This is a genomic window from Pseudomonas fitomaticsae, from assembly GCF_021018765.1.
GTDB classification, from domain to species: domain Bacteria; phylum Pseudomonadota; class Gammaproteobacteria; order Pseudomonadales; family Pseudomonadaceae; genus Aquipseudomonas; species Aquipseudomonas fitomaticsae.
The window spans coordinates 4,312,158-4,338,208 of record NZ_CP075567.1; the positions used below are offsets into that span (position 1 = coordinate 4,312,158).

General features: G+C 62.5%; 13 protein-coding genes. 2 read left to right on the forward strand and 11 right to left on the reverse strand.

What is annotated here, in order from left to right:
• Position 1: 1 nt before the first annotated feature.
• Both hemB and KJY40_RS19405 read right to left on the reverse strand, forming a co-directional pair.
• Complete coding sequence (gene hemB / locus KJY40_RS19400) at positions 2-976, reverse strand: porphobilinogen synthase (RefSeq protein ID WP_085686639.1); 975 nt, start codon at positions 974-976, stop codon at positions 2-4.
• A 142-nt stretch (positions 977-1,118) separates the two neighbouring features.
• On the reverse strand, positions 1,119-1,817 hold the full coding sequence (locus tag KJY40_RS19405; protein ID WP_039770231.1) for a glutathione S-transferase family protein: 699 nt from the start codon (positions 1,815-1,817) through the stop codon (positions 1,119-1,121).
• A gap of 295 nt (positions 1,818-2,112) precedes the next feature.
• Between KJY40_RS19405 and KJY40_RS19410 the strand changes: the two genes are divergently transcribed.
• Positions 2,113-2,787, forward strand: a complete 675-nt coding sequence (locus tag KJY40_RS19410; protein ID WP_007958986.1) for a hypothetical protein — start codon at positions 2,113-2,115, stop codon at positions 2,785-2,787.
• A gap of 26 nt (positions 2,788-2,813) precedes the next feature.
• Here the strand turns inward: KJY40_RS19410 and mnmH are convergent, their stop codons facing one another.
• The 9 genes from mnmH to KJY40_RS19455 form a co-directional block, all read right to left on the reverse strand.
• Positions 2,814-3,917 (reverse strand): tRNA 2-selenouridine(34) synthase MnmH, encoded by a 1,104-nt coding sequence (mnmH, locus tag KJY40_RS19415; protein ID WP_230731867.1) that lies wholly within the window; start codon positions 3,915-3,917, stop codon positions 2,814-2,816.
• Positions 3,917-4,951: a selenide, water dikinase SelD gene (gene selD, locus KJY40_RS19420; protein ID WP_230731869.1), complete on the reverse strand. Its 1,035-nt coding sequence runs from the start codon at positions 4,949-4,951 to the stop codon at positions 3,917-3,919. Before selD ends, mnmH begins: the two co-directional genes overlap by 1 nt.
• 89 nt (positions 4,952-5,040) lie before the next feature.
• Entirely contained in the window at positions 5,041-5,760 is a 720-nt protein-coding gene (locus KJY40_RS19425) for a hypothetical protein (RefSeq protein WP_230731871.1), read from the reverse strand.
• 373 nt (positions 5,761-6,133) lie between these two features.
• Positions 6,134-6,379, reverse strand: coding sequence for a hypothetical protein (locus tag KJY40_RS19430; RefSeq protein ID WP_230731873.1), 246 nt, complete (start codon positions 6,377-6,379; stop codon positions 6,134-6,136).
• Positions 6,376-7,506: a hypothetical protein gene (locus KJY40_RS19435; RefSeq protein WP_230731875.1), complete on the reverse strand. Its 1,131-nt coding sequence runs from the start codon at positions 7,504-7,506 to the stop codon at positions 6,376-6,378. Before KJY40_RS19435 ends, KJY40_RS19430 begins: the two co-directional genes overlap by 4 nt.
• Complete coding sequence (locus KJY40_RS19440) at positions 7,496-11,050, reverse strand: toxin VasX (protein ID WP_230731877.1); 3,555 nt, start codon at positions 11,048-11,050, stop codon at positions 7,496-7,498. The genes KJY40_RS19435 and KJY40_RS19440 overlap by 11 nt, the downstream gene beginning before the upstream one ends.
• Entirely contained in the window at positions 11,047-11,913 is an 867-nt protein-coding gene (locus KJY40_RS19445; protein WP_230731881.1) for a DUF4123 domain-containing protein, read from the reverse strand. Before KJY40_RS19445 ends, KJY40_RS19440 begins: the two co-directional genes overlap by 4 nt.
• Positions 11,910-13,913 carry a type VI secretion system Vgr family protein gene (locus KJY40_RS19450; RefSeq protein WP_230731882.1) on the reverse strand — a complete coding sequence of 668 codons (2,004 nt, stop codon included), beginning with the start codon at positions 13,911-13,913 and terminating at the stop codon, positions 11,910-11,912. The genes KJY40_RS19445 and KJY40_RS19450 overlap by 4 nt, the downstream gene beginning before the upstream one ends.
• A 232-nt stretch (positions 13,914-14,145) precedes the next feature.
• Positions 14,146-24,666: an autotransporter-associated beta strand repeat-containing protein gene (locus tag KJY40_RS19455; RefSeq protein ID WP_230731885.1), complete on the reverse strand. Its 10,521-nt coding sequence runs from the start codon at positions 24,664-24,666 to the stop codon at positions 14,146-14,148.
• Between the two features lie 411 nt (positions 24,667-25,077).
• Between KJY40_RS19455 and KJY40_RS19460 the strand changes: the two genes are divergently transcribed.
• Positions 25,078-26,037 (forward strand): nucleoside-specific channel-forming protein Tsx, encoded by a 960-nt coding sequence (locus KJY40_RS19460; RefSeq protein ID WP_230731887.1) that lies wholly within the window; start codon positions 25,078-25,080, stop codon positions 26,035-26,037.
• The last annotated feature ends 14 nt before the right edge of the window (positions 26,038-26,051 follow it).

A 26,051-nucleotide genomic window follows, 5' to 3' on the forward strand; every position in this document is an offset into this window, starting at 1 on the left:
ATCAGATCCCGGCCAGCGCCAGGTCCATCGCAAAGTAGGTGAAGATCAGATCCGCACCCGCGCGCTTGATCGCACCGAGGCTTTCGCGCACCACGCGATCTTCGTCGATGGCCCCGGCCTGGGCGCCGAACTTGATCATCGCGTACTCGCCGCTGACCTGATACGCCGCCAGCGGCAGGGTCGAGGCTTCGCGGATGTCGCGGATGATGTCCAGGTACGCGCCGGCCGGTTTGACCATCAGCGCATCGGCGCCTTCCTGCTCGTCGAGCAAGGATTCGCGCAGGGCTTCGCGGCGGTTCATCGGGTTCATCTGATAGCTTTTGCGATCGCCCTTCAGCGCGCTGCCGCCGGCCTCGCGGAACGGGCCGTAGAGCGCCGAGGCGAATTTGGTCGAGTAGGCCATGATCGGAATCTGCGTGAACCCGGCGTCGTCCAGTGCCCGGCGAATCGCCCGCACCTGGCCGTCCATCGCCGCCGACGGCGCGATCACGTCGGCACCGGCACGGGCTGCCGCTACCGCTTGTTTGCCGAGGTTGATCAGGGTCTGGTCGTTATCGACTTCATGGTTATGCATCACGCCGCAATGGCCGTGGTCGGTGTACTCGCAGAAGCAGGTGTCGGACATCACGATCATTTCCGGCACGGCGTCCTTGGCGATCCGCGACATGCGCGACACCAGCCCGTTTTCACGCCAGGTGTCGCTGCCGCTGGCGTCCAGGTGATGGGACACACCGAAGGTCATCACCGACTTGATCCCGGCACGGGCATAACGCTCGATCTCGCCGGCCAGCTTGCGCTCGGGAATACGCATCACGCCCGGCATGCTCTTGATCGGTACGAAGTCGTCGATCTCTTCTTCGACGAAGATCGGCAGCACCAGATCGTTGAGGGAAAACTCGGTTTCCTGGAACAGGCTGCGCAGGCTCGCATTGCGGCGCAGACGGCGTGGACGTGCTTCGGGGAACTGACTGGACATGGGGCCTTTCCTGAAAACAGCGGATGAGACGAAAGTCGTAGGGCGCGAAGCTTATGCCTTGCGGGGGACGGGGTACAAACCTGGATCAATCAACAGTGCATTACCGGGCACGCAACAATCTGCGCACCCGGCTCCCGCAGGGTCAGGAAGGAATGGTCAGGCCGCGCACAACGGCCGGCCGCGCCAGGAAGCGCTCCAGCACCCGGGTGACGTTCGGGAAGTTGTTGATGCCGACCAGATCGCCGGCCTCGTAGAAGCCGATCAGGTTGCGCACCCACGGGAACGTGGCGATGTCGGCGATGGTGTAACGCTCGCCCATGATCCAGTCGCGCCCTTCCAGGCGGGTGTTCAGGACGCTGAGCAGGCGGCGGCTTTCTTCGACGTAGCGGTCACGGGGACGCTTGTCTTCGTAGTCCTTGCCGGCGAATTTGTTGAAGAAACCGAGCTGGCCGAACATCGGGCCGATGCCGCCCATCTGGAACATCAGCCACTGGATGGTTTCGTAGCGCAGAGCGCCTTCCTGGGCCAGTAACTGGCCGCTCTTGTCGGCGAGATAAATCAGGATCGCGCCGGATTCGAACAACGGCAGCGGTTTGTCCTCGGGGCCGTGAGGGTCGAGGATCGCCGGGATCTTGTTGTTCGGGTTCAGCGACAGAAATTCCGGAGACATCTGGTCATTGGTGTCGAAGCCCACGCGGTGCGGCTCGTACGGCAGGCCGATTTCTTCGAGCATGATTGAGACCTTGACGCCGTTGGGGGTCGGCAGGGAATAGAGCTGAATCCAGTCAGGGTACTGCGCCGGCCATTTCTGGGTGATCGGGAACGCGGACAGATCAGTCATGTGTAGCATCCAGTCACAAAATGAAAGGCCTGAGCATAATCCACGATCAACGCTCTGGCTCGGGTTCTTTGCGCCTCCCTCCGCAGGCTTACTTAAATCCGCAACATCCTGTGGTTAACCTTCCCTCCAACCGCACAGGCTGAACGGCAAAGTGCGGCGCACTCAAGCGGATCGAACCAAACGGGCCTCAGGGGGCTCCAAGCAAGCCATTGATGACAGGGAAAACACCCGGCGCACAGGCACCGGTGCAGAGGTTTGTCAGCCTTAACCGAACAGACTGAAGAACCCTTAGCCCATGACGAACTTGATGAAAGTCGCCAAACGCTTCAAACACCGCGCGTATGTGGCCCTGCCCACCCTGCTGGCGGTCAGCGCGCTGTTCCTGTCGCTGGAATCCAGCGAAAGCCGTGCGCAGCCGGTGGACGGCACCCAGACCCTGGTGTTCCTGCGCCACGCGGAGAAACCGGCCGGCGGTCTCGGCCAGCTCAACTGCCAGGGCCTGAACCGGGCCATCGACCTGTCGACCCTGCTGCCGGAAAAATTCGGCAAGGCCGACTACGTGTTCGCCGCCAACCCGACGCGCAATGTCGAGGAAGGCGAACTGGACAACTCCTACAGCTACATCCGCCCGCTGATGACCATCAGCCCCGCCGCGATCAAGCTCGGCCTGCCAGTGAACATCGAATTCTCGGCCAATGACACCAGTGATCTGGCCCGGGAGCTGATCGAAGACAAGTACCACAACTCGACCATCTACACCGCCTGGTCCCACGGCTATCTGCCGGAGCTGATCAACAAGGTCGCAGGCAAGGCCGTCGGCGAGAAGCAGAAGATCACCGAGGATTGGGAATCCAGCGATTACGACTCGCTGTATGTGCTGACCCTGACCTGGCACAACGGCAAGGCCAGCCTGCAGAGTCACAGCTACAAACAGGGGCTGGATAACGGGCAGGAAAGCTGTCCGACCTGAGTTTGCCCGGGGCCCGTTCGGGCCCCTCAGGCCTTGGGTTTGATTCGCTGACGCAAGTACTCGATCACGGCCTGCCGCTCCCCCGCAAACTCGATCCGCCCGCCCTTCTTCTCGCGCTGAAACACATACATCGGGTCGTAATACTCGCGCAGCAAACCCTCGATCCACGCACGGTGCAGATCCACCGCCCCACTGCGGCCCTGCTCCGCCAGCGCCTCTTTCATCAACACCCGCATGCGTCGATGCCGCTCGCCACCCAGTCGCTTGTGCACATTGTCGAGGCTATCCAGCAACCGCTCGGAAAACCGCCCGAAACCCTCCTCCCCATGCACCGCCTGAAACTCGGCGGACAAATCCACCACGTAATCGCGCAGGATCCGCTCGACGCGCTGTTCGAAACGATCTTCCAGCCAGACCATCGGGTACTGTTGCATGCCCTGATACAGCGACAGCGGCAGCGCGCAGCTGCCCACCACCCGGCTCTCATCCTCCAGCACAAACTGATCGATGCCGGCGGCACGTTTTTTCAGGAAGTCGATGGCCAGTCGGTTCTCGAAATCGATGTTCGACGGCTGACCGGTGGCGCGCTTGCCGAAACTGGAGCCCCGGTGATTGGCATGGCCTTCCAGATCCACGCTGTGGCGCAGTTGCACCAGCACCTCGGTCTTGCCGGTGCCGGTCATGCCGCCCAGCAGCACGAAATCACACTCGACCTGGGCCGATTCGAGGGTGTCGATCAGAAACCCCCGCAGCGCCTTGTAGCCACCGCCGATACGCGGGTAGTCGATGCCGGCTTCCGACTTCAGCCACTGCTGGACAATCTGCGAACGCAGGCCGCCACGAAAGCAATACAGAAACCCCTCGGGATGCGCCCGGGCAAAATCCGCCCAGGCTTGCAGGCGCTCAGCCTTCACCGCGCCGGAGACCAGTTGATGGCCCAGCTCGATGGCGGCCTGCTGACCGTGATGCTTGTAGCAAGTGCCGACCCGCTGCCGCTCGATGTCGTTCATCAGCGGCAGATTGACCGCACCGGGAAACGCGCCCTTGTGAAACTCCACCGGCGCACGGGCGTCCATCAGCGGACGGTCGTTGAGGAAGATGTCGCGATAGTCGGTGAAGTCGGCGGCCATCAATTCACCTCGACGGCGGTGCTCTTTCGCTCCAGCAGTTCGCCGATGGGTTCCAGTGTCAGGCCCAGTTCGGCAGCGACGGCGAGGAATTCGGCATTGCCTTCGGGGGTCACGGCCACCAACAGCCCGCCGCTGGTCTGCGGGTCGCACAGCACTCGCTTGTGCAATTCCTGCACCCGCCCGACCCGGCCCGAATAACTGTCGAAATTGCGTAAGGTGCCGCCCGGCACGCAGCCCTGTTCAAGGTAATACTCGACGCTCGCCAGACGCGGCACCCGGTCGTAAAAAATGCGCGCCGTCAGGTGACTGCCGTCGGCCATTTCCACCAGATGCCCGAGCAGCCCGAACCCGGTGACGTCGGTCATGGCGGTGACCCCGGCCAGTTTGCCGAAACGACTGCCGGGCTTGTTCAGCGTACACATCCAGTCCCGGGCCACGCCGATGTCGTCAGGGCGCAGCTTGCCCTTCTTCTCGGCCGTGGTGAGGATGCCGATGCCCAACGGTTTGGTCAGGTACAGCAGGCAACCGGCGGTGGCGGTGTCGTTGCGCTTCATGAAGCGTTTTTCCACAAGCCCCGTGACGGCCAGACCGAAAATCGGCTCCGGCGCATCGATCGAATGCCCGCCAGCCAGCGCAATCCCCGCCGCATCGCACACCGCACGTCCGCCGCGAATCACCTCTCGCGCCACTTCCGGCGCCAGCACGTTGACCGGCCAGCCGAGGATCGCAATCGCCATCAACGGATCGCCGCCCATGGCGTAGATGTCGCTGATGGCATTGGTGGCAGCGATCCGGCCGAAGTCGAACGGATCGTCGACGATCGGCATGAAAAAATCTGTGGTCGAAACCACCCCGCGCTCGGCATCGATTTCATACACCGCCGCGTCATCGCGCGACGCGTTGCCGACCCACAGTTTCGGATCAAGGTTCTGCGCCCCGCTGCCGGCCAGAATCACCTCCAGCACCTTGGGCGAAATCTTGCAGCCACAACCGGCGCCGTGGCTGTATTGGGTCAGACGGATGGGTTCGGTCATGGGGCATGTCTCCGGAAGGCAGTGGGGCAAATACTAGCAGAGAGGGTGGGAAGCACGTTTCGCCAAACTGTCCCTCACTGCCTCCGAGCCTACCGCTGCACCTCGGCAAAGATCTCGGTAATCGGCCGACGCGGCTGGCGCGTTTGCAGTTGTCGTACCTGCTCGCTCAGCCGCAGTAACTCCTCACTCGGTTTGGCCCATTGGTCTTCCGGCAGCGGTTCCGACCATTGGCGCATGACCTCGGGCAGTGCTTGTTTGCCGATCCGTTCGAGGCGGCACACTTCCCATTCGACGAGTCGATTGGGAATCGTCCACAAGGTCATGACGTGATAGAGGTACCAGAAGAAACCCGACAGCCGAGTACGTGAACCGTCGCGGATCTGCTGATGCATGCGCGCTCGGGCGTTGCGGAAGGTGTGCAGGCCTTCGTGGGGTGGGTCGCCGGGGCCTTGCAGGTCTTGCAGATCCTGGATCGATTTGAGGTCGTGGATTTCGTATTCCATGTAGCCGCGAATGGCTTCCCAATGGCTGATGGCGATTGGCAGGCCGGCGCATTGGAATTCGAGACTGGTGAGGGTTTCGCCTTCGTAGAAACCGATGCCCATGCCGTATTGGCGGTGGATGCCGTATTGGGTCGCGCCCTGGGCTTCGATGATCCAGGCGGAGAGGGACTCCCAGGGGACGAAGACCGGTTCGGTGGCGCCTTCGGGCATGAAGCAGACTTCGCGGCGTTGGCGGTTGAATCGGGTCGGGATGATTGAGGCGCGTTTTTTGTGGTTGTGGTGCCAGACCGCGAGACCAATGAGCAAAATAAGGGGGTCTACCATTAGCGAATTTTCATAGCCTGTTTCGAACATGCCCACCATTGACTCCCATATAGCCTCCTGTCCATACCCAAAACTAATCCCCATCAGTCCGGTAATTAGCGGGAATAAAAATATAACCAAGACAGACAGGCTCAATGGCCCGCCCAAAGTCATCTGCCACATAAAGACTTGTGGTGACCCCAGCCCAAATTCCATATGAACATCATTCAACTCACCAATATGTGGGCCGTAGGGTGGAATCGGTGCAGGCAAGGGTAATGGGGCCAGATAGGTGACCTTACCGCCCGGAAACGGCTCGACATCCCCTGCTTTTCGAGGTGTCTCGACTTGCGGAATAACTCCCGGCTCGATGTGATTATTCAGCATGATCGGCCTGCTCCAGAAATTGGGTTTCAACCAGTAGAACCGGTGGTTTCTCTTTGACCAGTTGTGGAGCAATCACTGCAAAATGCCCTTCTCCCCTTGGGTCGATATGAATGACACGGGTGCGCGATGTCCATTCACCTTTGTCATTCAGGTTCTGAACACAAACGGCCAATTCCAGTGTTTCTTTGGCTGGCGTGAATTCGGACCCCGTGCGCTGTTTGGGAAAACAATTCATGCGCGACGCTTACCCGTCGATGCCGTGCGCTGCACCTCGGCAAAGATCTCGGTGATCGGCCGATGCGGCTGGCGCTTTTGCAGTTGGCGTACTTGCTCGCTCAGTCGCAGCAGCTCTTCACTCGGCTTGGCCCATTGATCTTCCGGCAGCGGTTCCGACCATTGGCGCATGACCTCGGGCAGTGCTTGTTTGCCGATCCGTTCGAGGCGGCGCACTTCCCATTCGACGAGTCGATTGGGAATCGTCCACAAGGTCATGACGTGATAGAGGTACCAGAAGAAACCCGACAGCCGAGTACGTGAACCGTCGCGGATCTGCTGATGCATGCGCGCTCGGGCGTTGCGGAAGGTGTGCAGGCCTTCGTGGGGTGGGTCGCCGGGGCCTTGCAGGTCTTGTAGATCCTGGATCGATTTGAGGTCGTGGATTTCGTATTCCATGTAGCCGCGAATGGCTTCCCAATGGCTGATGGCGAGCGGCAGGCCGGCGCATTGGAATTCGAGACTGGTGAGGGTTTCGCCTTCGTAGAAACCGATGCCCATGCCGTATTGGCGGTGGATGCCGTATTGGGTCGCGCCCTGGGCTTCGATGATCCAGGCGGAGAGGGATTCCCAGGGGACGAAGACCGGTTCGGTGGCGCCTTCGGGCATGAAGCAGACTTCGCGGCGTTGGCGGTTGAATCGGGTGGGGATGATTGAGGCGCGTTTTTTGTGGTTGTGGTGCCAGACAGCAAGGCCGATCACAAGCATCAAACACCCTACAAATACCGAAACTCCTTTCCCCACATCGAAAAGCCCCTGGATAGCATGAGAAACATCATCCCAGCCATTGCCAAATAAAAAGAACATGGATCCGCCAATCAGGGGGAGCAGGAACGCAGCTGAAAAAGCGACGCTTAGTGGCCCACCCAAAATGACTTGCCATGAAAATACCTGTGGAGATCCCAGGCCAAAGTCCATGTAACAATCGTTCAGCTCACCAATATGTGGGCCATAAGGTGGAATCGGCGTTGGTAAGGGTAACGGGGACAGATAGGTGACCTTACCGCCCGGAAACGGCTCCACGTCGCCTGCTTTTCGAGGTGTCTCGACTTGCGGAATAACTCCCGGCTCGACGTGATTATTCAGCATGAGCGGCCTGCTCCAGTAATTGGGTTTCAACTAGCAAAATCGGTGGTTTCTCTTTCACCAGTTGCGGAGCAACCACCGCAAAATGTCCCTCCCCCCGTGGATCGATATGAATGACACGGGTGCGGGATGTCCATTCACCTTTGTCATTCAGGTTTTGAATACAGATGGCCAGCTCCAGCGTTTCTTTCGCCGGGGTGAATTCGGAATCGGGATCTACCGGGTACTGCAGGCAGAGCACCAAGCCTTCCGCTGAAGACTTGACGATGCGCAGGCTGCGGAGGACTTCTTCGCTGACCACATCCTTGCGCTCTCGTGGGGTTCCGCGACTGTGAAGCGGCATCGAAATGCGGTGGGCTCCGACGCCCAGGAGGTGAGTAGCTTTCCCACCCAAAGGCGGCAAAAGATCACCCAACGTCAGCTTGGGTAGCACGAGATGGATATCGCTGGGTCTGGCTTTGAACAGCAGGTTCTTCAGCCAGGAGTCATACGGGTTGGGACCCAGTTGTGCGTAAGGCGCGTGGATCAGAAAGGCCAGATAACTTTGGTAGTCCTCCAGCGAGTGGTCACCGCGCATCTCGGCATCCCGGCTCCAGGGTGTGATTTTCAGCCACTTGTCGTGAGCGCTGAGGTTGTAGCGATTGAATAGCCAGGTGCCGCTCAGTTCCAACACAGTGAACAAGGCCCCGGCCAGATTGAAGCGGAAAAACACAGTGGAAAGGCGTGTACCAGCAGCCGCCCAAGCGGCTGTTCTGGCCGCTTTATTCGGTGCGGTTAGCACCTTGAATGTGGCGTGGACAGTATTACTCAAACCATAGGCATTTACCGTCACCATTCCCCCGGCCCCCAAGATAGCCAATGAAGCTGTTTGCTGTGCATTTTGGCTTCCGCTACGAACCGCTTGCTGCCAATTTTGGTAATGGTTATTCAGACTGATCGCTGATGACACCAACCCAAAACCATAGGTGAAGGCGCCCAGCCCAACATGCAATTTCCCCATCTGCACATGTACATGCTCCAAGGCAACACTCTGCAACCCAGCAACAAGCGCCGTACTACGAGCTTTCAAAGCCGTATCCGCCAAGCTTTGCGCCGCTGTAAACCCAGCTGCGCCAGTTGTTGCTAAAGCGCCATACAGCGAACCCCACGCCCGCTTATTCTTGATCTGAGTGGACAGTTCTTTGATTACCCCCACCAAATTCACCACCTGCACCAAAACCACCACCAACCCCATCCCTTCCGTCTTCACCAGACTCCCCGCCGACACCCCGCCCAATCCCGCCCGGATATTCCCCAACAACCCGCGCAGCTCCTGCTGCTGTGCCGGCGGAAACACCACCGTCACCCCTGCCCTTGCAGGCGTCGCGCCGTACAACCGGGCCGAGCGATCCGGCAGTTCTTCAATCGGGCTTAACGCTGCCGCCAATCGCCCTTCGATCTGCGTCAATTGAGCCCGCACCCGCACAATTTCTTCCTGCAACTCCATCGCCCGTGGGGTCTTGTGCCCCTGACGATTCTTGTTGTGGGTGATCTGGTTGCGTTCGCGGTTGAGGGTCATGAGGTATTCGCGTTCGCGCAGAACCTCCTTGATCGCCGTTTGCAGCGCGGACTGCTCTGCGGGGCTGGCGACGGTGAAGGTCACGCCGCTGGTTTTCGCCGCGTCGAACAGGCGCAGGCGCAGTGCTTTGGGCAGGCGCTGGAACAGTTCGTCGAGGTCGGGGATTTTCTCGCCCGACAGGTCGAAGCCTTCCAGCACACGGTTCAAGCCCAGGTTCAATGCCGGGCTGTAAGTGTCCTGCACCGCCGCCGCGATGACGCGGGTGTGTTCGGGCATGTCGTCGAGGGCCGGCAGTTGCGGTTGTTCGATCTTTTTCAGCTTGGCCAGCCAGTCCGGCAGGTTGTTGAACGTGGCCATAAGGGCGTTGAACAGCGTCGAGTATTGCCCGCTCTGCTCCGATTGCAGGCGCAGCGGCAAGGTGTAGAAGACCGTTCGGGCCAGTTCCGGGTGTTCCTCCAGATAACCGAGCACCTTTTCGCTCGCTTCATCGCTACGGCACAGGTCCTTGAGGCAGGCGTATTCGGCGCTGAGGGCTTGATGGAGTTGCGCCGCCACTTGCGCGTCGTAGTACCAGGCCGAACGATGGAAGCGTCCGGCGACCAGCAGTTGCGTGCGGTCGGCGGTGATGCGTTCGAGCAGGCGGTTCCAGCGACCGAGGTCGTCACGCAACAGGTTCAGTCGCTCGTCCATCGCCGGGCGGTCGATCAGGTCGTTGACCCCGCGTTTGCCGCTGAGCAGCGGGCCGTCGAGCACGTCCTTGATGCGCCGATCCTGATCCTTGCCGAGGCGGATCAGCGTCTCCAGATGCTGTTCGACAAAGTCCTCGGGGGCAACGGCTTCGAAGTACTGGCGGGTATAAAAACGCCGATCCACCTCTGCCGTAGGGGCCAGACGATTCTGTCCCATGCCGTCATCAAAACTCTGAGCGCGCAGTTTTTGCAGTTCGGGCGGCGCCGGCCCATCGGCCTGGATCTCCCCACCCTTGTTCAGGTAATCGAGCAACGCCTTGCGCGTATTCTCGCGATCCGGCTCGGGCAACTGCTCCAGATCGGCAAACAGGGCTTTGACCTGCGGCTGTTCGCTGGCCTTGGCCAATTCGCCGACATCGGCGCCGCTCAGTTGGCTCAGCGACTCGATGTAGCTGGCGAGCAGATAATCGCGCGCGTTGTTGCCGGTGTTGCTCCACGCATCGACCCAGCCGACCACGGTGTCCTGATACTCGGCCAGATCGCGCATCACGCCCAGATCGTCGTTGACCAGCAGAAACAGCGTGTCGTCCTGATAGGGCCCGCGCACCCGGCCGAGGAATTCGCCGATGTGCGCCTCGCGAAAGCGCCGGGGTTGCTCCCACAGATAAGGTTCACGCTCGTGCTCGGGGGCGTCGCTGACCTGCACGGTGGGCATCCGCGTCGCGTCCGCATCGGCAACCGGCTCGGCCCCCGCCGCCACTTCCGCCAGCCACTGCCGGGTCTGCTCGACGGTGAGCAAATGCTCGCCACCGGTCAGACAATTCACCGGTGCAAGATCGACCGCCTGCATGAAATGGTTGCGCTCTTCGCGGCTGTCCAGCACCTGATGGCATTTGCTTGCCGTCCACTGCACCTCGGCAAAGGTCACGTACAACGTACTTTGCCGGGGAAAGATCAGCGCCGGACGCTCTTCAATCGCTGCGCGCTGATCCTCGCTGACCTGTTTGCCCTGATGCAGCAGCGCCGTGACGATACCGTCGAGCATTCGGTATTCGTACAACTCGCCGCTGAGGCTGTCGATGATGTACAGCCAGCCATCACGCAGACGACGGATGCCCAGCGGGCGCGCGGTCAAGGTGTACGGCAATTTCAATTCGGTGCCCGGATCGAACGCTCTTTCCACCAGGCCGTAGCTCAACGGCAGCAGTTGCACATGGGTTTGTTGCAGCGCGCAAGCCGCGGGCGCAACGATGGGGGCTTTCGAGGCGGCGGCAGCGTCGAGAATGGCGGGATGGGTCATGGGCGTTGCCTTTGACTGGCCCAACGCTGCGCCACATCAACGGCCAGCGCGATACGCTCGCCCGGTGATTGCAGCGATGGCGTATGGAACAAGTGGTGGATTTGCGGGTGTTGGGCGATATCGCGGCTGTCGAGCAACGCCAACAGGTTGGCGAAGTTGAACAACCCGGATCGGCTGCTCAGGCCAAGCGCGCTGGCCTGGGTTTCCATTTGCTGCAGCGTTGGCCAGCGCTGGATCAGGGTTTCTCCGACATGGAATCGGGGAAAGTGCTTCAACAGATGCGTATCCAGATCCAGCAGCGCTCGGCGCCGATCAACCTGATCCAGCGCCGCGTTCTGTTCGGGGTTAAGGCAATAAGGGACAGGCAGCACCGGACACTCGGCCTGCCGAAGCCGATGGATGTGCCAGGCATCGTTGACGCAGTCCGCCGTCACCACACAGGTCAAGGGCCCGAACAAACGCTGATCGCCACTGGCATACAGCGCATGCACCACTGCGGCGTCGGCCAGCCGCAACAGCGCCGATTGCCCGGCCGGCAATTCGACACTCAGCAGTTTGCACAGGTGTTCGCCAACGCTGTGCATCGGCGCGCAGCTGAACAACAGCACGCCCCACTCTTGCGCCGCGTGTTGCAGGAAGAACCGAGCCAATGGCTCGTCAGCCCGCTCGATGGCCACGAGCAGAGGCGACAGATCGCGCAGTGCCGCGAAGGGTGGCTGGTCGTACAGAGCGTATGTGCTGACCGAAGGGCTGATCTGCTTCAACCGTGCTGGCAGATCACTGATCGTAGCCCCGTCCAGCAGCAAAAAGGCCTGTTGTCGGGTCCATGGCAAATCGTCAGGTAAACCGGTCAAAAGGCTCACGCGCGGGCAGCCTCGCAGATCAGACAACGTGAGGCGCGCGTAGACACCAGCGCGTGGCGTTGTTGAATCGGATCAAATGCCACTGTCAACAACGGCAATGCCCCAGGCACCAGCGGTTCCGCCGCCATTCCCGGCGCAGGCGCGCCGCCCTGAACAATCGGCACGCTGCTGCAAATGCCTTCGGGCCCCAGCGTCAACCAATGCCCGCCGGCCTTGATCGTCACATGGGTGCCGCCGTCGATGACCACTTGCTGACCGGCCCCGAGGTGGATTTGCTGGCCGGCGCTGAGCCGTTGGCTGGCGACCCGAACGTGGCGGTCGCCATGCACCCACAGGTGATCTTCCTGTTTGAGTTCAGTCAGGCGATTGCCATGGGTCAGATGGTGTTCGTCGCTGTGCAGCTCATGACTGGCAATGCCGCCAACGACCACGGTGCGTTGATTCTCGACCTGGACTCGCTGGTCATTGAGCACAAGCTGGACAAAGTCACGTTGCGCGCGGATGGCGATCTCTTCGGCGCCTTTTTTGTCCTCGATGCGCAGCTCGTTGTAACCGCCACCACCGGGGGTGCTCTGGCTGCGCCAGATACTGCGGGTCTGCTCTGCTGGCAGATCCAGCGGCACTGGCGTCACGGCGTTGGGCAGGCAACCCAGTACGAACGGCTTGTCCGGATCCCCCTCGGTGAACCCGACCAGCACTTCCATGCCGACGCGCGGAATCTGCACGCTGCCGTATTGGTCATGAGCCCAGCCTGTGGCTACGCGCAACCAGCAACTGGATTGTTCATTGAGTTGGCCTTCGCGGTCCCACAGCAGTTGGACTTTCACCCGGCCGTAGGCATCGCAGTAAATCTCTTCGCCGGGCGGCCCGGTCACCACGGCATGTTGGTTGCCGTTGATTCGGGGTTTACGGTGTTCGAGGGCGGGGCGAAAAATGACATCCCAGGGCGTCGCGACGAAGTGGTTGCGATAGCCCTGAGTGAAGCCGTCTGCGGTAGCGAGGTCGGTCGCCGACTCTTCCAGCACCTGCGGTTGTCGGCCAAGGTGATCGACGCTGGTCAGCAGCCATAAACCGTTGTAATCGTCACGTGGGTGTTCCCTCATGTCGACGAAGCTGCCACTGCGCATCAGGCTCTGATCGCTGCGCCCCTGTGCTTGCCGGTAATCGGCGCGATGCCGCTCAAGGGCGCGCTGACTGAGATGTCTACCCCGATCACGATGAGTGAACTGACCCGGAAAGCGGTAATCCTCAAGCACTGGAAGCCGCGTCTCTTTGGCTTCGGCGTCCAGTTGCACGGTTGGCTTTTCGAAGTGGTAATCACGGCGGCTGACGTGTGTGGTGCGGGTTTCCAGGCGGACGTTGAAGCGGTCTATGACCGCCGCTTCGGCAACCATGCCGCTGCCTTGTGCATAGGCCGTCGGTGCAGCCGGCATAGGGAAGGCGCTCTGATCATCACCGAATACCAGCAGGTGCCCGTCGCGACTGTGCTGAAAATGAAAGTGCAGCCCCTCCTCCTCACACAAGCGCTGGATGAAGAACAAATCCGTCTCGTCAAATTGCACGCAATACAAGCGAGGCCGGTAATCGGCGCTGAGCTGGAAGCGCCAGGCATCCGGCTGCATGCCATGGTCACTCAACACACGGGCGATGATTTGCGGCACGCTCTGATGCTGGAAAATTCGTTGGTTATGACGATGGGCGAGATAGGCCAGGTGTGGCACCAGAACAATCTGGTAGCGGGTCAGGCGTGTGCCCGAGTCACTTTGGGCAACTCGATGGATCTGGCCGTGAATGCCAGAGCCGTCCGGGGTAAATGACAGAAAGGCTGGCCGGTGCAGCAGGGATTCGAGATCAAGGTCGCGGCGTTCACTGACCAGCTCGAGTTCGACCTTGTAGGTCTGGTTGAGCGCTTCCCGGGCCTGGAATTCGAACACCTGGAGGTCGTGGGCAAAACCCTCTATATCGAGTCTGAATACAACTGGTTTGCTGGCGCCGAACATTCACATTTCCCTGTGCCTTTTTCAGGCTCGGGACTTTGCGTGGGTCTACGGTTCGACGCAGTCAGGACAATCGTTTAATCGTGTAGGACACGTCCGTGATGCCATAAACAGGCCTGCAGTTTCAGCAACTTCCTACAACAAGTTCCGAGTTCCGGTGAAGGCAACTGCCACTGGCTGTGATCGGGCAAAAAAAAGCCGCCCTTGCGGGCGGCTGAAGTGCTTCGCTCCTGAATCAGAACCCGAGGCTGAAGCTGATGGTCATCGCATGGTCGTTGCTCTCGTTCGACAGCTGCCCCGAATAGCCGATGCCGAGTTTGCCGGTCGGGCTGATCTGGAAGTCCACGCCGGCTTCGACCACCGCGCTGTCCTTGGCAATCGGCACGCCCTGGGTTTTGAACGAGGCGCCGCCGTCGATGAAGGTCAGGTCGGCGTCAGGCTTGGTGTCGCCGAAGGCATGCCGCCAGCCGAGGGCCGCACGCGGGGTGAATTGCCCGCCGTTGGCCAGGGTAATGACCTTGCCAGCGCGCACGCCCAGGGTCGAGAAGGTGATGTCCTGATCGGACTCGGCGCGCAGACGCCCTACTCCGCCTTTCTCCTTGGCCTTGTCGCTGTCGTAGTTGACGTATGCCACGCCGGCGAACGGTTCCAGGGCAATCCCGGCCGCATCGATGGCATAGCCGATTTCACCGAACACCTGTGCGCTGCGAGCGTCGTAATTGGCCTTCAACCGGTCGTTGTAGGCGCCGACGCTGACGTCACGCTTGGTCTCGATGTCGTGCCAGCTGTAGGCCGCGCCGAGGCGCACTGCCAGGGCATCGAATTGCGAGTTGAGGTACGCCGCCAGGTGGTAACTCTCGACCGTGGCATCCGAGCGACGATCATGGGCATCCAGATCGCTGCGGGTGTAGCCGGCGGCCATGCCGACGCGCCATTGGTCGTCGATCTGCTTGTCGGTGCCGAGCATGAAACCGCTCAGGTTGCGATCCAGTTTCGCGCTGTTGCTGTCGCCATCCGACTCGCCCCAGGCGCCGAGTGCGCGGGCCCAGCCGACCATTTCGCCGTGGCAACCGTTGCTGCTCAGCTGGTTGTCGCTCGGGGCCAGGGCGCGGCGTGGATCATCCGGCGCGCTGCACGATGGCTGGCGCATACGGTCGTTGACCGCGTCGCGCACGTAGCGCGAATCCTCGAGGATCGCGCTGGCGGTGCTGGCATGAATTTCCCCGGACAGGCTGTCGAAGGCGTTACGTGCCCCCGCCACGCTGAGGTTGACGATTTCGCCCTGCAACGCACTGCCCGCCGCGCCGTTGCGCATCAACGCCGAAGCGGTGTTGCGCTGGTTGCGGGTGGCAGCGACGTCGACGAACGAATTGCCATTGCGGCTGACCACCAGGTTCACCGCATTCGGGTCATACACCAGCGCCGTGTCGAGGAACGCATACTGCGGCAGATCGGCGGCACTGAAGGTGCCGATCACCCCGCCACCGGCGGTGATCAGCGAGTACACAGTATTGCCGGTGAACGGTGCCAGGCTGTTGACCTGCAGACCGCCGCCCAGCGTGGCGGTGCCACCGACCGCCAGCGGTGTGGCGCTTGGCGAACTGATCGTCAGGGCCAGCATACCGTCGGCGGCGTTGGTCAGGTTGCCGGCGACACTCAAGGTGCCAGCCTCGGCACCGGATTGCACCACTCCGTGGTTGACCAGGGAACCGACACTGCCGTTACCGCTCAACCCGGCGCCGTTGGCCACTGTGATCTGTCCGCCGAGCGACGCGCGCGCCGAGCGGCTGCCGACTTGCAGCACGCCCTGATCGACCGCAACGGTGCCGCTGAACGGCTGATCGCCGGTCAACAGCAGGGTTCCGGCGCCCCGCTTGGCCAATGCGCCGATACCACTGAGCACACCGTTGAACTGACCATTGACGTTCTGCTGGAACACCAACGATGCATTGTTGAGGATGTTGCCCTGCAGGCTGGTGGTATTACCGATCAGCGTACCGCCGCTGACCGTGGTCCCGCCGCTGTAAGTGTTGGCGCCGCTGAGGACCAGAGTGCCCGAATCCAGTTTCTCGATGCCGCCAGTGCCCACCAGCGGTGCGGAAACTTCCGCGCTGCCACCGGCATTCACCCGCACCGGCGCGAGGCTCCCGCCCGGGCCGTTGACCGGTGTCAGCGTACCGCCGGCGCCCGGAACCACGCTGTAGCCGTTGGCGAGGAATTGCAACCCGGTGAAGTTCTGATTGCCTTGCACGGTGACCGTGCCGCTCTGCCCGCCGAACACGGCGAACTGACCGTTCGACGCCAGCGCCTGAGTACCGCTCGGATCGGTCCAGTTGGTGCCTGGGCCCCACACGCCACTGCCACCACCGATGCTGCCATCCGGATTGGTGGTGCCGCCGTTCCAGAACTGCACTTCACCCGGCGTGCTCTGCACCAGCAGGTTGACCTGATTGGCCAGCGCGGTCTGCAGGGTCAGATTGGCCGCCGACACCGGCAGGCTGCCGTAGACCAGACCGTTGTCGGTCAGGCTGCCGCCGTAGCTGAACAGTTGATAGACCCCGGTGCCGAAGCCGCCGGCGTTGCTGATGTTCAGCGTACCGTCGAGGGTCAGGTTGCCGGCGACGTTGACCACCGTGGTGGAACTGGCTGCCGAACCGAGGGAGAAGTCCAGGTTGGTGCCCGAAGACAACGCCAGCGAACCGACCGACAACGGCGTCGCAGTGCCGCCGCCGGTCAGCGTCGCCCCGTTGGCCAGTTGCACGGCGCCGGCGAATACGCCGCTGCCGCCGATCTTCGCACCGCTGGCAACGTTGACGTTGGCACTGTTGAGCACGCCGTTGACGTTCAGCGCACCGGCCTGCACCGCGGTGTTGCCGGTGAAGGTGTTATTGCCGGTCAGCAGCAAGGCGCCAGTGCCGGTTTTGTTGAGTGTGCCGACGCCCGTCAGATTGCCGGTGTAGCTGCCGTCGCTGTTCTGCTCGAAAGTCAGCGTCGCGTTGTTGGCGATGGCGCCTTGCAGGCTGCTGGTATCGCCACGGGTGCTGCCACCGTTCAGCGTGGTACCGCCGCTGTAGGTGTTGGCGCCGCTGAGCACGAGGTCGCCATTGCCGTTTTTCACCAGACTGCCGCTGCCGGTGATCGCCCCGATCAGTGTGGTGTTCTGGTTGCCGGCCAGGGTCAGTTGCGCACCCAGGTTGATGGCGTTGGCCAGTTGCAGCGCGCTGGTGCTGTCGAGGGTGCCATTGCCCAGCACGCTGAGGGCACCGCTGCTGATCGCGCTGTTGTTGCCCAGGATCAGCGAACCGCCGGACAGTTGAGTGCCACCGCTGTAAGTGTTGCTGCCGTTGAGGGTCAGGCTCGATGCGCCGGTCTTGATCAGACTGCCGCTGCCGCTGACCACACCGCCGAGGGTCAATGCGTTGGAGCCGGCGACGGTGAGTCCGCCGTTGAGCACCACGGCGTTGGCCAGGCTGACCGCTGTGTTGCTGTCCAGCGCCGTGCCGTTGGCGGCGGTCAACACGCCAGTGCCGAGGGCCGCGTTGTTGCCGACCACGATCTTGCCGCCGTTGAGCGCGGTACCACCGGTGTAGCCGTTGGCCGCATTGAGCACCAGGGTGCCGGTGTCGTATTTGCCCAGTGTGCCGGCGCCGTTGAGCGCCACGCCCACGGTGGCGGTGACGTTCGGGTCGACCCGCACGGTGGCATTGCCCAGCGATCCGTTGACCAGATTAATCGACCCGGCCGTGCCGTTCTGCAGGCTGTAGCCATCGGTGACGAACTGCATGCCGGTGATGGTTTGCGCGCCGTTGACGGTCACGGTGCCCGCCGCACCCTGGAACACCGCGAAGCTGTTGGTCCAGGCCTGATTGGTGGTGCCGTTGACGTCGGTCCAGTTGGTGGTGCCGGTGCCCCAGGTGCCGCTGCCGCCATCCACCGAACCGTTGGCGACGAGCTGGTTGCCGTCCCAGAACTGCACGGTGACGCCCGGTGCGGTGACCAGCAGGTTGATCTGGTTGGCCAGCGCGGTTTGCAGGGTCAGGTCGCCCGGCGTGACGCTGCCCGGCACGGTGCCGATCAGCATGCCGTTGTCGGTCAGGCCGCCGGTGTAGTTGATCAAGCGATACACGCCGCTGCCGAAACCGCCGATGTCGCTGACGTTGAGGGTGCCGTCGAGGGTCAGGTTGCCGCCGACATTGACCAGCGGGTTGCCGCCACCGGACACCGGTGTGCCGAGGCCGACATCGAAGTTGGAGTTGGCGTTGAACACCAGCGAGTTCACCGACAGGGTGCTGCCGGTGGCGCCAGCCAGATGACCGCCATCCGCCACGGTCACGGCCCAGCCGAGCGAGCCGCCGCCAGTCAGGGTGCCGCCGCTGTTGACCAGCACACTGGCGCTGTCCAGCGAGCCGCTGACGTTCAAGGTGCCAGCGTTGACCGTGGTGTTGCCGGTCAGGCTGTTGAGGCCGGTGAGGGTCAGCGTACCGGTGCCGAGTTTGCTCAACTCGCCAGTGCCGGTGAGCACACCGTCGAAAATGCTGCTGGTGTTGTTGCCGCCGATGCTCAGCGTGTTGCCGCCGCCGATCAGTGCGGTGCCGCTGCCGGTCAGGCTGGCGAGGCTGCCGGAACCGCCGAGGTTGAGGGTCGCCGCAGCGCCGAGATTGACCCCGGCATTGCTGCCCAGTGCCGAGTTACCCAAGGTGGTGAGGCTGCCGGACTGCACGTCGAAGGTACCGCTGAAGGTGTTGTTGCCGGTCAGCGTCAGGTCGGACAGACCGTTCTTGGTCAGGGTGCCTGCCCCGGCGATCACGCCACCGAGGGTCAGGTTGTTGTTGCTGGCCACGCTCAGGTTGGCATTGACGTTGACGTTGTTGGCCAGCACCAGCGGCGCCGTGGTGTCGAGGGTCGAGGCGCCTGCCACGGTCACTGCGCCGGAGCCCAGGCCCGCCGAGGTGCCGAGGGTCACGGTGCCGGCGTTCAGCGTGGTGCCGCCGCTGTAGGTGTTGATGCCGTTGAGGGTCAGGTTGGACGCGCCGTTCTTGACCAGACCGCCGGTGCCGCTGACCACGCCGCTGAGGGCCACGTCGCTGTTGCCGGTGTTGGTCAGGTTGGCGTTGAGCACCACATTGTTGCCCAGCGACACCGAGGTGTTGCTGTCCAGCGCCGAGGCACCGGCGACGGTCAGGTTGCCCAGACCGAGGGCGCCGTTGCTGCCGGCGGTCAGGGTGCCGGCGTTGAGGGTGATGCCGCCGAGGAAGTTGTTGGCCCCGCTCAGGATCAGGTTGGCCGCGCCGTTTTTGGTCAGGCTGCCGGCGCCGTTGATGGCTCCGCTGAGTGTCAGATCGTTGCTGCCGACGATGCCGAGGTTGCCCGCCAGGTTGATCGCATTACCCGCCGTGAAAGCGCCGCTGGCATCCAGGGTGGTGCCGTTCGCGGCATTCAGGGTGGCTGAACCCAGCGCGCTGTTCGACGCCAGAATCAACCCGCCCGCGTTCAGTGCCACCGGCCCGAGGAAAGCATTGTTGCCGCCGAGAGTCAGGCTGGCCGAGCCGTTCTTGATCAAGCCGCCGGTGCCGGAAATGACACCGTTGAGGGTCAGGGCATTGCTGCCGAGGATCGTCAGATTGCCATTCAGCGTCGCGGCGTTCGCCAGGGTCACGGCGGTGTTGCTGTCGAGTTGCGTGCCGGCATTGGCGATCAACGCGCCGGTGCCCAGCGCGGTGTTGCTGCCGACCACCAGGGTGCCGCCGTCCAGTTGCGTGCCGCCGGTGTAGCTGTTGGCGCCGTTGAGCACCAGAGTGCCGGCGTCGAGTTTGTTGATGATGCCGCTGCCGTCGATGTTCACGCCGACCGTGGCGGTCACGCCCGGATCAACCCGCATCGCCGTGGTGCCGCCGGTGCCGTTGACGGCGGTCAGCAGACCCGACGAACCGTTGATCACGTTGTAGCCATCGGTGAGGAATTGCATTCCGGTGAACAGCTGCGTGCCGTTGACCGACACCGTGCCCGCCGTGCCCTGGAACACCGCGAAGTCGCCGGCCCAGGTCTGGTTGACCGTGCCGCTGGAATTGGTCCAGTTGGTGCCGCCGGCAGTCCATGTGCCGGTGCCGCCATCCACGGTGCCGTTGGGGATCGTCTGGCTGCCGTCCCAGAAACGCAGGTTGGTGTTCGGTGCCGACACCACCAGATTCACCTGGTTACCCAGCGTCTGCACGAGGATGTCGCCGAGGCCGTAACCCACCGGCACACCGGCCACGGTCAGGCCATTGTCAGTCAGCGCGCCGATGTAGTTGAACAAGCGATAGACCCCGACGCCGAAACCGCCGGCATCGGTGACGTTGAGGTTACCGTCGAGGGTCAGGTTGCCGCCGATGTCCATCAGCGACGTGGTCGATGGCGTCGCGAGGTTCGCATCGATATTGCTGTTGGCGGCCAGCACCAGGGACGCGGCCGACAGGGTGTTGCCCGAGGACAACACCAGGTGGCCGCCGTTGTTGACGTTGAGGGTTCCGAGAATCGAGCCGCTGCCGGTTACGTTCGCCCCGGTATTGACGTTGACCTGGGCACTGGCCAGCGAACCGCTGAGGTTCAGGGTGCCGCCGTTAACGGCGGTGTTGCCGACGATGCCGTTGATCCCGGTCAGGTTCAGGGTGCCGGTGCCGACTTTGGTCAGACCGCCGTTGCCGCTGAGGTCGCCGTCGAAGGTGCTGGTGCTGCTCACCCCACCCACGGTGAGGGTATTACCGCCACCGATCTGCACGCTGCCGCTGCCGCTCAGGCCGTCGAGGCTGGCGCTGCTGCCGAGGTTGAGGCTGGCGCCAGCGCTGATGTTGGCGCCGGAGGTGTTGCCCAGCGCCCCGCTGCTCAGGGTGGTGACGCTGCCGGCGGCAATGTTCAGCGCACCGGTGAAGGTGTTGTTGCCGCTGAGGGCCAGGTCGTCCAGGCCGGTCTTGGTCAGGCTGCCGGCGCCGTCGATCACGCCGCTGAGGGTCAGGCCGTTGTTGCCGGCCAGGGTCAGCCCGGCATCGAGGGTGATGTTGTTGCCGAGGGTGAAGGCGCTGCTGTTGTCCAGCGTCGCGGCGCCACCGACAGTGAGCGTGCCGCTGCCCAGTGCGCCGGGCGCGCCGACGGTCAGGGTGCCCGCGTTCAGAGTGGTGCCGCCGCTGAAGGTGTTGGTGCCGTTGACGGTCAGGTTGGCCGCCCCGTCTTTCACCAGTTGGCCGGTGCCGCTGAGCACGCCGCCGAGGGTCAGGTTCTGCGTGCCGCCGACGCTCAGCGCCGCATTCAGCACGACCGCGTTGGCCAGACTGACCAGCGGCGAACTGCTGTCGAGGGCTGCCGCACCGCCCACCGTCAAGGCGCCGGTGCCGAGCGCCGAGCTGTTGCCGACAGTCAGCGTACCCGCGTTCAGAGTGGTGCCGCCGACGTAGGTGTTAGTGCCGTTGAGGCTCAGGTTGGCGGCACCGTCTTTCACTAGGCTACCGGCGCCGGCGACGGTTCCGGCCAGGCTCAAATCCGCGCTGCCGCCCACATTGAGCGCCCCGGCGAGGTTGACCTGATTGCCCAGAGTGACGGCGGTGTTGGTGTCCAGCGTGGTGCCGGCCGCTGCGTTCAATGCGCCGCTGCCGATCGCGGTATTGCTGCCGACAATCAGCTTGCCGACGTTGAGTGCGGTGTTGCCGAAATAGGTGTTGGCACCGTTGAGAATCAGGTCGGCCGGGCCGCTTTTGGTCAGGCCACCGACCCCGGAGACCACACCCGCGAGGGTCAGCGCGCTGCTGCCGCCGATGGTCACGTTACCGCCGAGGTTGACGTTGTTGGCCAGGCTGGTCGCGGTGCTGGCGTCGAGAGTGGTGTTGTTGCCGGCGTTGAGGATGCCGGTGCCGAGGGCGGTGTTGGAGCCGACGACCAACGTCCCGGCGTTCAGCGAAGTAGCGCCGGTGTAGGTGTTGTTGCCGGTCAGGGTCAGGGTCGAAGCACCGGTCTTGATCAGGTTGCTGCCGCCGCTGATCACACCGCCCAGAGTCAGCGGGTTGGCGCCGCCGGTGGTGAGGTTGGCGTTCAGCGCGATGGCGTTGTTCAGCGTCACGTTGGCGCTGCTGTTGAGCGTTGCCCCCGCGCCGCCCACGGTCAGCGTGCCGGTGCCGAGTGCCGCGCCGTTGCCGACGGTCAGGCTGCCGGCATTGAGCGCCGTACCACCGGTGAAGGTGTTGGCGCCGTTGAGGGTCAGGTTGGCGGTGCCGTTCTTGATCAACTGACTGGCACCGCTGACCACCCCGCCAAGGGTCAGTGCATTGCTGCCGCCGATCCCCAGATTGCTGTTGAGAATGACGTTGTTGTTCAGCGTCACCGCGGTATTGCTGTCGAGGGTCGCCGCGCCGCCGACGGTGATATTGCCACTGCCCAGCGCAGCGTTGGCACCCGCTGTGATGGTGCCCGCGTTCAACGCAACAGCACCGAGGAACGTATTGGTGCCGTTGAGAATCAGGTTCGCTGCGCCGTTTTTGGTCAGCCCGCCGCTGCCGCTGACCACGCCGCCGAGGGTCAGGTTGGCGCTGCCGCCGATGTTCAGGTTACCGCCGAGGGCGACTGCGTTGCTCAGCGCCACGGCGGTGCTGGCATCGAGGGTGGTGCCCGCTGCCGTGGTCAGTGCGCCGGTGCCCAGCGCGGTGTTGGAGCCGACGATCAGCGTCCCGGCATTCAGTGCCGTGCCGCCGGAGAAGGTGTTGTTGCCGCTGAGGGTCAGGTTCGCGGTGCCGTTCTTGATCAGGTTGCCGGCGCCGCTGATGACGCCGCTCAAGCCCAGCGCCTGAGTACCGCCGATGGTCAGATCCGCCGCCAGTGCCACCGCGTTGGCCAGGGTCACGGCGGTGGTCGCATCCAGCGTAGTGCCGGCCGCCGCGTTCAAGGCGCCCGTGCCGAGTGCGGTGTTGCTGCCGACGAACAACGTACCGCCATTGAGCGCAGTGGTGCCGCTGTTGGTGTTGTTGCCGGTCAGGGTCAGGCTGGCGCTGCCGCTTTTGGTGATCGCGCCGGTGCCGGACACGATGCCGGCCAGGGTCAGGGCATTGCTGCCGAGCACGTTCAGTGCACCGGTGATGCCGACGTTGTTGGCCAGGGTCACGTTGCCGGTGCTGTCGAGGCTGGTGCCGTTGCTGGTGTTGAGCACCCCGGTGCCCAGGGCGTTGTTGTTGCCGACGCGCAAGGTGCCGGCGCTGAGGCTGGTGTTCCCGGTGTAGGTGTTGATGCCGTTGAGGGTCAGGCTGCCGCTGCCGGTCTTGGTCAGGTTGCTGGCACCGCTGATCACCCCGCCCAGGATCAGCGCTCCGGTGCCGGTTGCGGTCAGGGTGCTGTTGAGCGTGATCGCGTTGGCCAGCGAAATCGGCGTCGTTGCCGAGATGCTCGAAGCGCCGCCGACCGTGATGCCGCCAGTGCTGAATGCCGAGTTATTACCCACTAGCACTGTGCCGCCGTTGAGCACAGTGTTGCCGGTGTAAGTGTTGATGCCGTTGAGGTTGAGCTGACCGCTGCCGATCTTGGTCAGGCCGCCAGTACCGGAAATAACGCCGTTGAGGGTCGTGCCGTTGATGCCCTGCAGGGTCAGGCCACCGGCGCCCAGACTGATCTGGTTGGCCAGCGACAAACCGACATTGCTGGCCTGAAGAATCCCGCCGTTGGACGTCAGCACACCGCTGCCGAACGCGGCGTTGTCGTTGAACTGCGCGACACCGCCATTGAGTGTGGTCGCCCCGCTGACCAACGGCCCCTGCAAGGTCCAGGTGCCGCTGTTGAGGGTCAGGTTGTTGAAGTTGACGTAGGTCGCGCTGGACGCGGTGCCGGTCCCGGTGACGCCACCACCGACGCCGATCGGGTTTTGCAGGATCAGCGTGTTGGTGCCCCCCGCGCCGCCATCGATGGTGCCGGTCGGGGCGAAGGTCAGGTTGATGCCGACCAGGCCACCGAGGCCGACGGACACTTGCACACCGTCGCCGACGTTAACGCTGGAACCAGTGATCGCGTAGAAGGTGTTGGTGCTGCCCGCGCCCATCGACACACCGCCGGTGATGTTACCGGCGTTGGTGAAGGTGTTGCCTGCTGCCGACGTCTCGAACGCAATCCGGCCGTTGATCGTGCCGCTGGCGCTGTTGGTCATGTTGACTTGCGAACCGCCATACACCCCGACCACTGGTGTATCGGCCAGAGTGATGCCGCCGACCGACAGCCCGGTGGACGTAATGGTGCCGTCGTTGGTGATACTGGTGGTGCCCGCCGCCGCGTTGTTCACGCCAATGGCCAAGCCGTCGATGCTGGTCAGATTGAGGCCGAGCAACATCCCGGTGCCGCGCATGATCCCGCTGGCGTTGTTGACCACGCTGACCGTACTGGTGGCGCCGGTGCCGATGAACGCGCCGCCACTGAGGACCGAAACCAGACCCAGCAATGCCGGGTCGAGGGTGCCGGAGTTGTTCAGGTTGATGTTGACCCCGGTCAGGCTGATTACCTTGCCGCCGAGGGTGGCGTTCATCTGCGCGCCGGAGTTGACGTTGACCGTCAGACCGTTGGTAGCACTGCTGAAATTGTTGAGAAACAGCGGCAGGCTCGGCACACCGGTACAGGTGACCGTCGAACCGGCCGTGGAACACGTGGCCAACGCTGGAGTGCTCATCCCGCCGAACAGAAAACCGGCGACACTCAGATGCACAGCGAGGGAAAGTGGGGAAAAACGCGAAACGAGGGCGACACCAAACCTTGCTTCCACGGGCTACTCCTTTCGTGGCCGACTTCGTCCTTGAAGGCGTGTAACAGCTGCAAGATCCAACACGCGTATCAAGCGTATGACGGTCATCAGATAAACCGTCCCATTCCAGACACACGCTAGTTGATGCCCTGCGATGGGGCACCGGTTAAATAGTGTTAATACTTTTGTGCGATAAGGCCCTACTTCGATACTTCCAGCCGTTCTGAGCAAGAACTTTGAGGGCTTTTTCGGGCCCTCTTCAGGGGAGTTGATCGAGTCGCCAGGTAAACCCGTGAATCAATCGATTTTTCAGTGGTTTGGAAAACTGGTACGGCTTGTGCAAACGTTTGCGAGTCGCTAATGACCGCGGTTTCGTTACAAAACCCTACTGGCCCCATCATCTCGGGCCTCGATTCGCAAAAAGGACTTTGAATGCACGTTTCTTCCTGCCACCGCCGTCGCGGTGTGCGTACCTTTACTGTTTCCCTGCTACTGGCCGGCGTTACCGGAGTTCTCAGTCACAACGCGCTGGCGCAACCTGCCCTGCCCGATGAATCCGCCCAAGGCGAAGCCCTCAGTCCCGAAGCCAGCCCGCCGAAAAAAGGCGCGTACCTGTCGGACTGGTATAACCAGAACCTGACCCTGATCGGCAGCAAAGACATCAGCTTCGGCCCGCAACCGGCCGACGACATCTACCTGGAATACGAGTACTTCGGGCGCAAGGGTCCGTTCGAGCTGTACGGCTACATCGACATCCCGAAGATCTTCAACATCGGCAACAGCCATGACAAAGGCGTGTGGGACCACGGCTCGCCGGTGTTCATGGAGCACGAACCGCGCATCTCCATCGACTACCTGGCCGGCCGCAGCCTGGCCATCGGGCCGTTCAAGGAATGGTACGTGGCGTTCGACTGGATCTACGATCACGGCAGCCGCAAAGAGAACCGCGCCAACACGCTGTACAGCGGTTTCGGCACCGACATCGACACCCATTCGCGGGTCAATCTGTCGGCCAACCTGTATGGGCGCTACCAGTGGGAAAACTACGGCGCCAGCAATGAATATTCGTGGGACGGCTACCGTGCGCAGCTCAAGTACATCGTGCCGATCGACAAATTCAGCAACGGTGCGTCGCTGACCTACATTGGTTTCACCAACTTCGACTTCGGCTCGGACCTGCACAAGGACAACCCGGCGCGCACCGCCAATGCCACGGTGGCGACCAACGTCTTGCTGTACTCGTTCACGCACTTGCGCTTCACCCTGGTCGGCCGTTATTTCCACAACGGCGGCAACTGGGAGGACGGCAGCGAGCTGAACTTCGGCGACGGCAACTTCCGCGCCCGTTCCAACGGCTGGGGTTACTACGCCGGCATCGGTTATCAGTTCTGAATTCAGGAGCCATC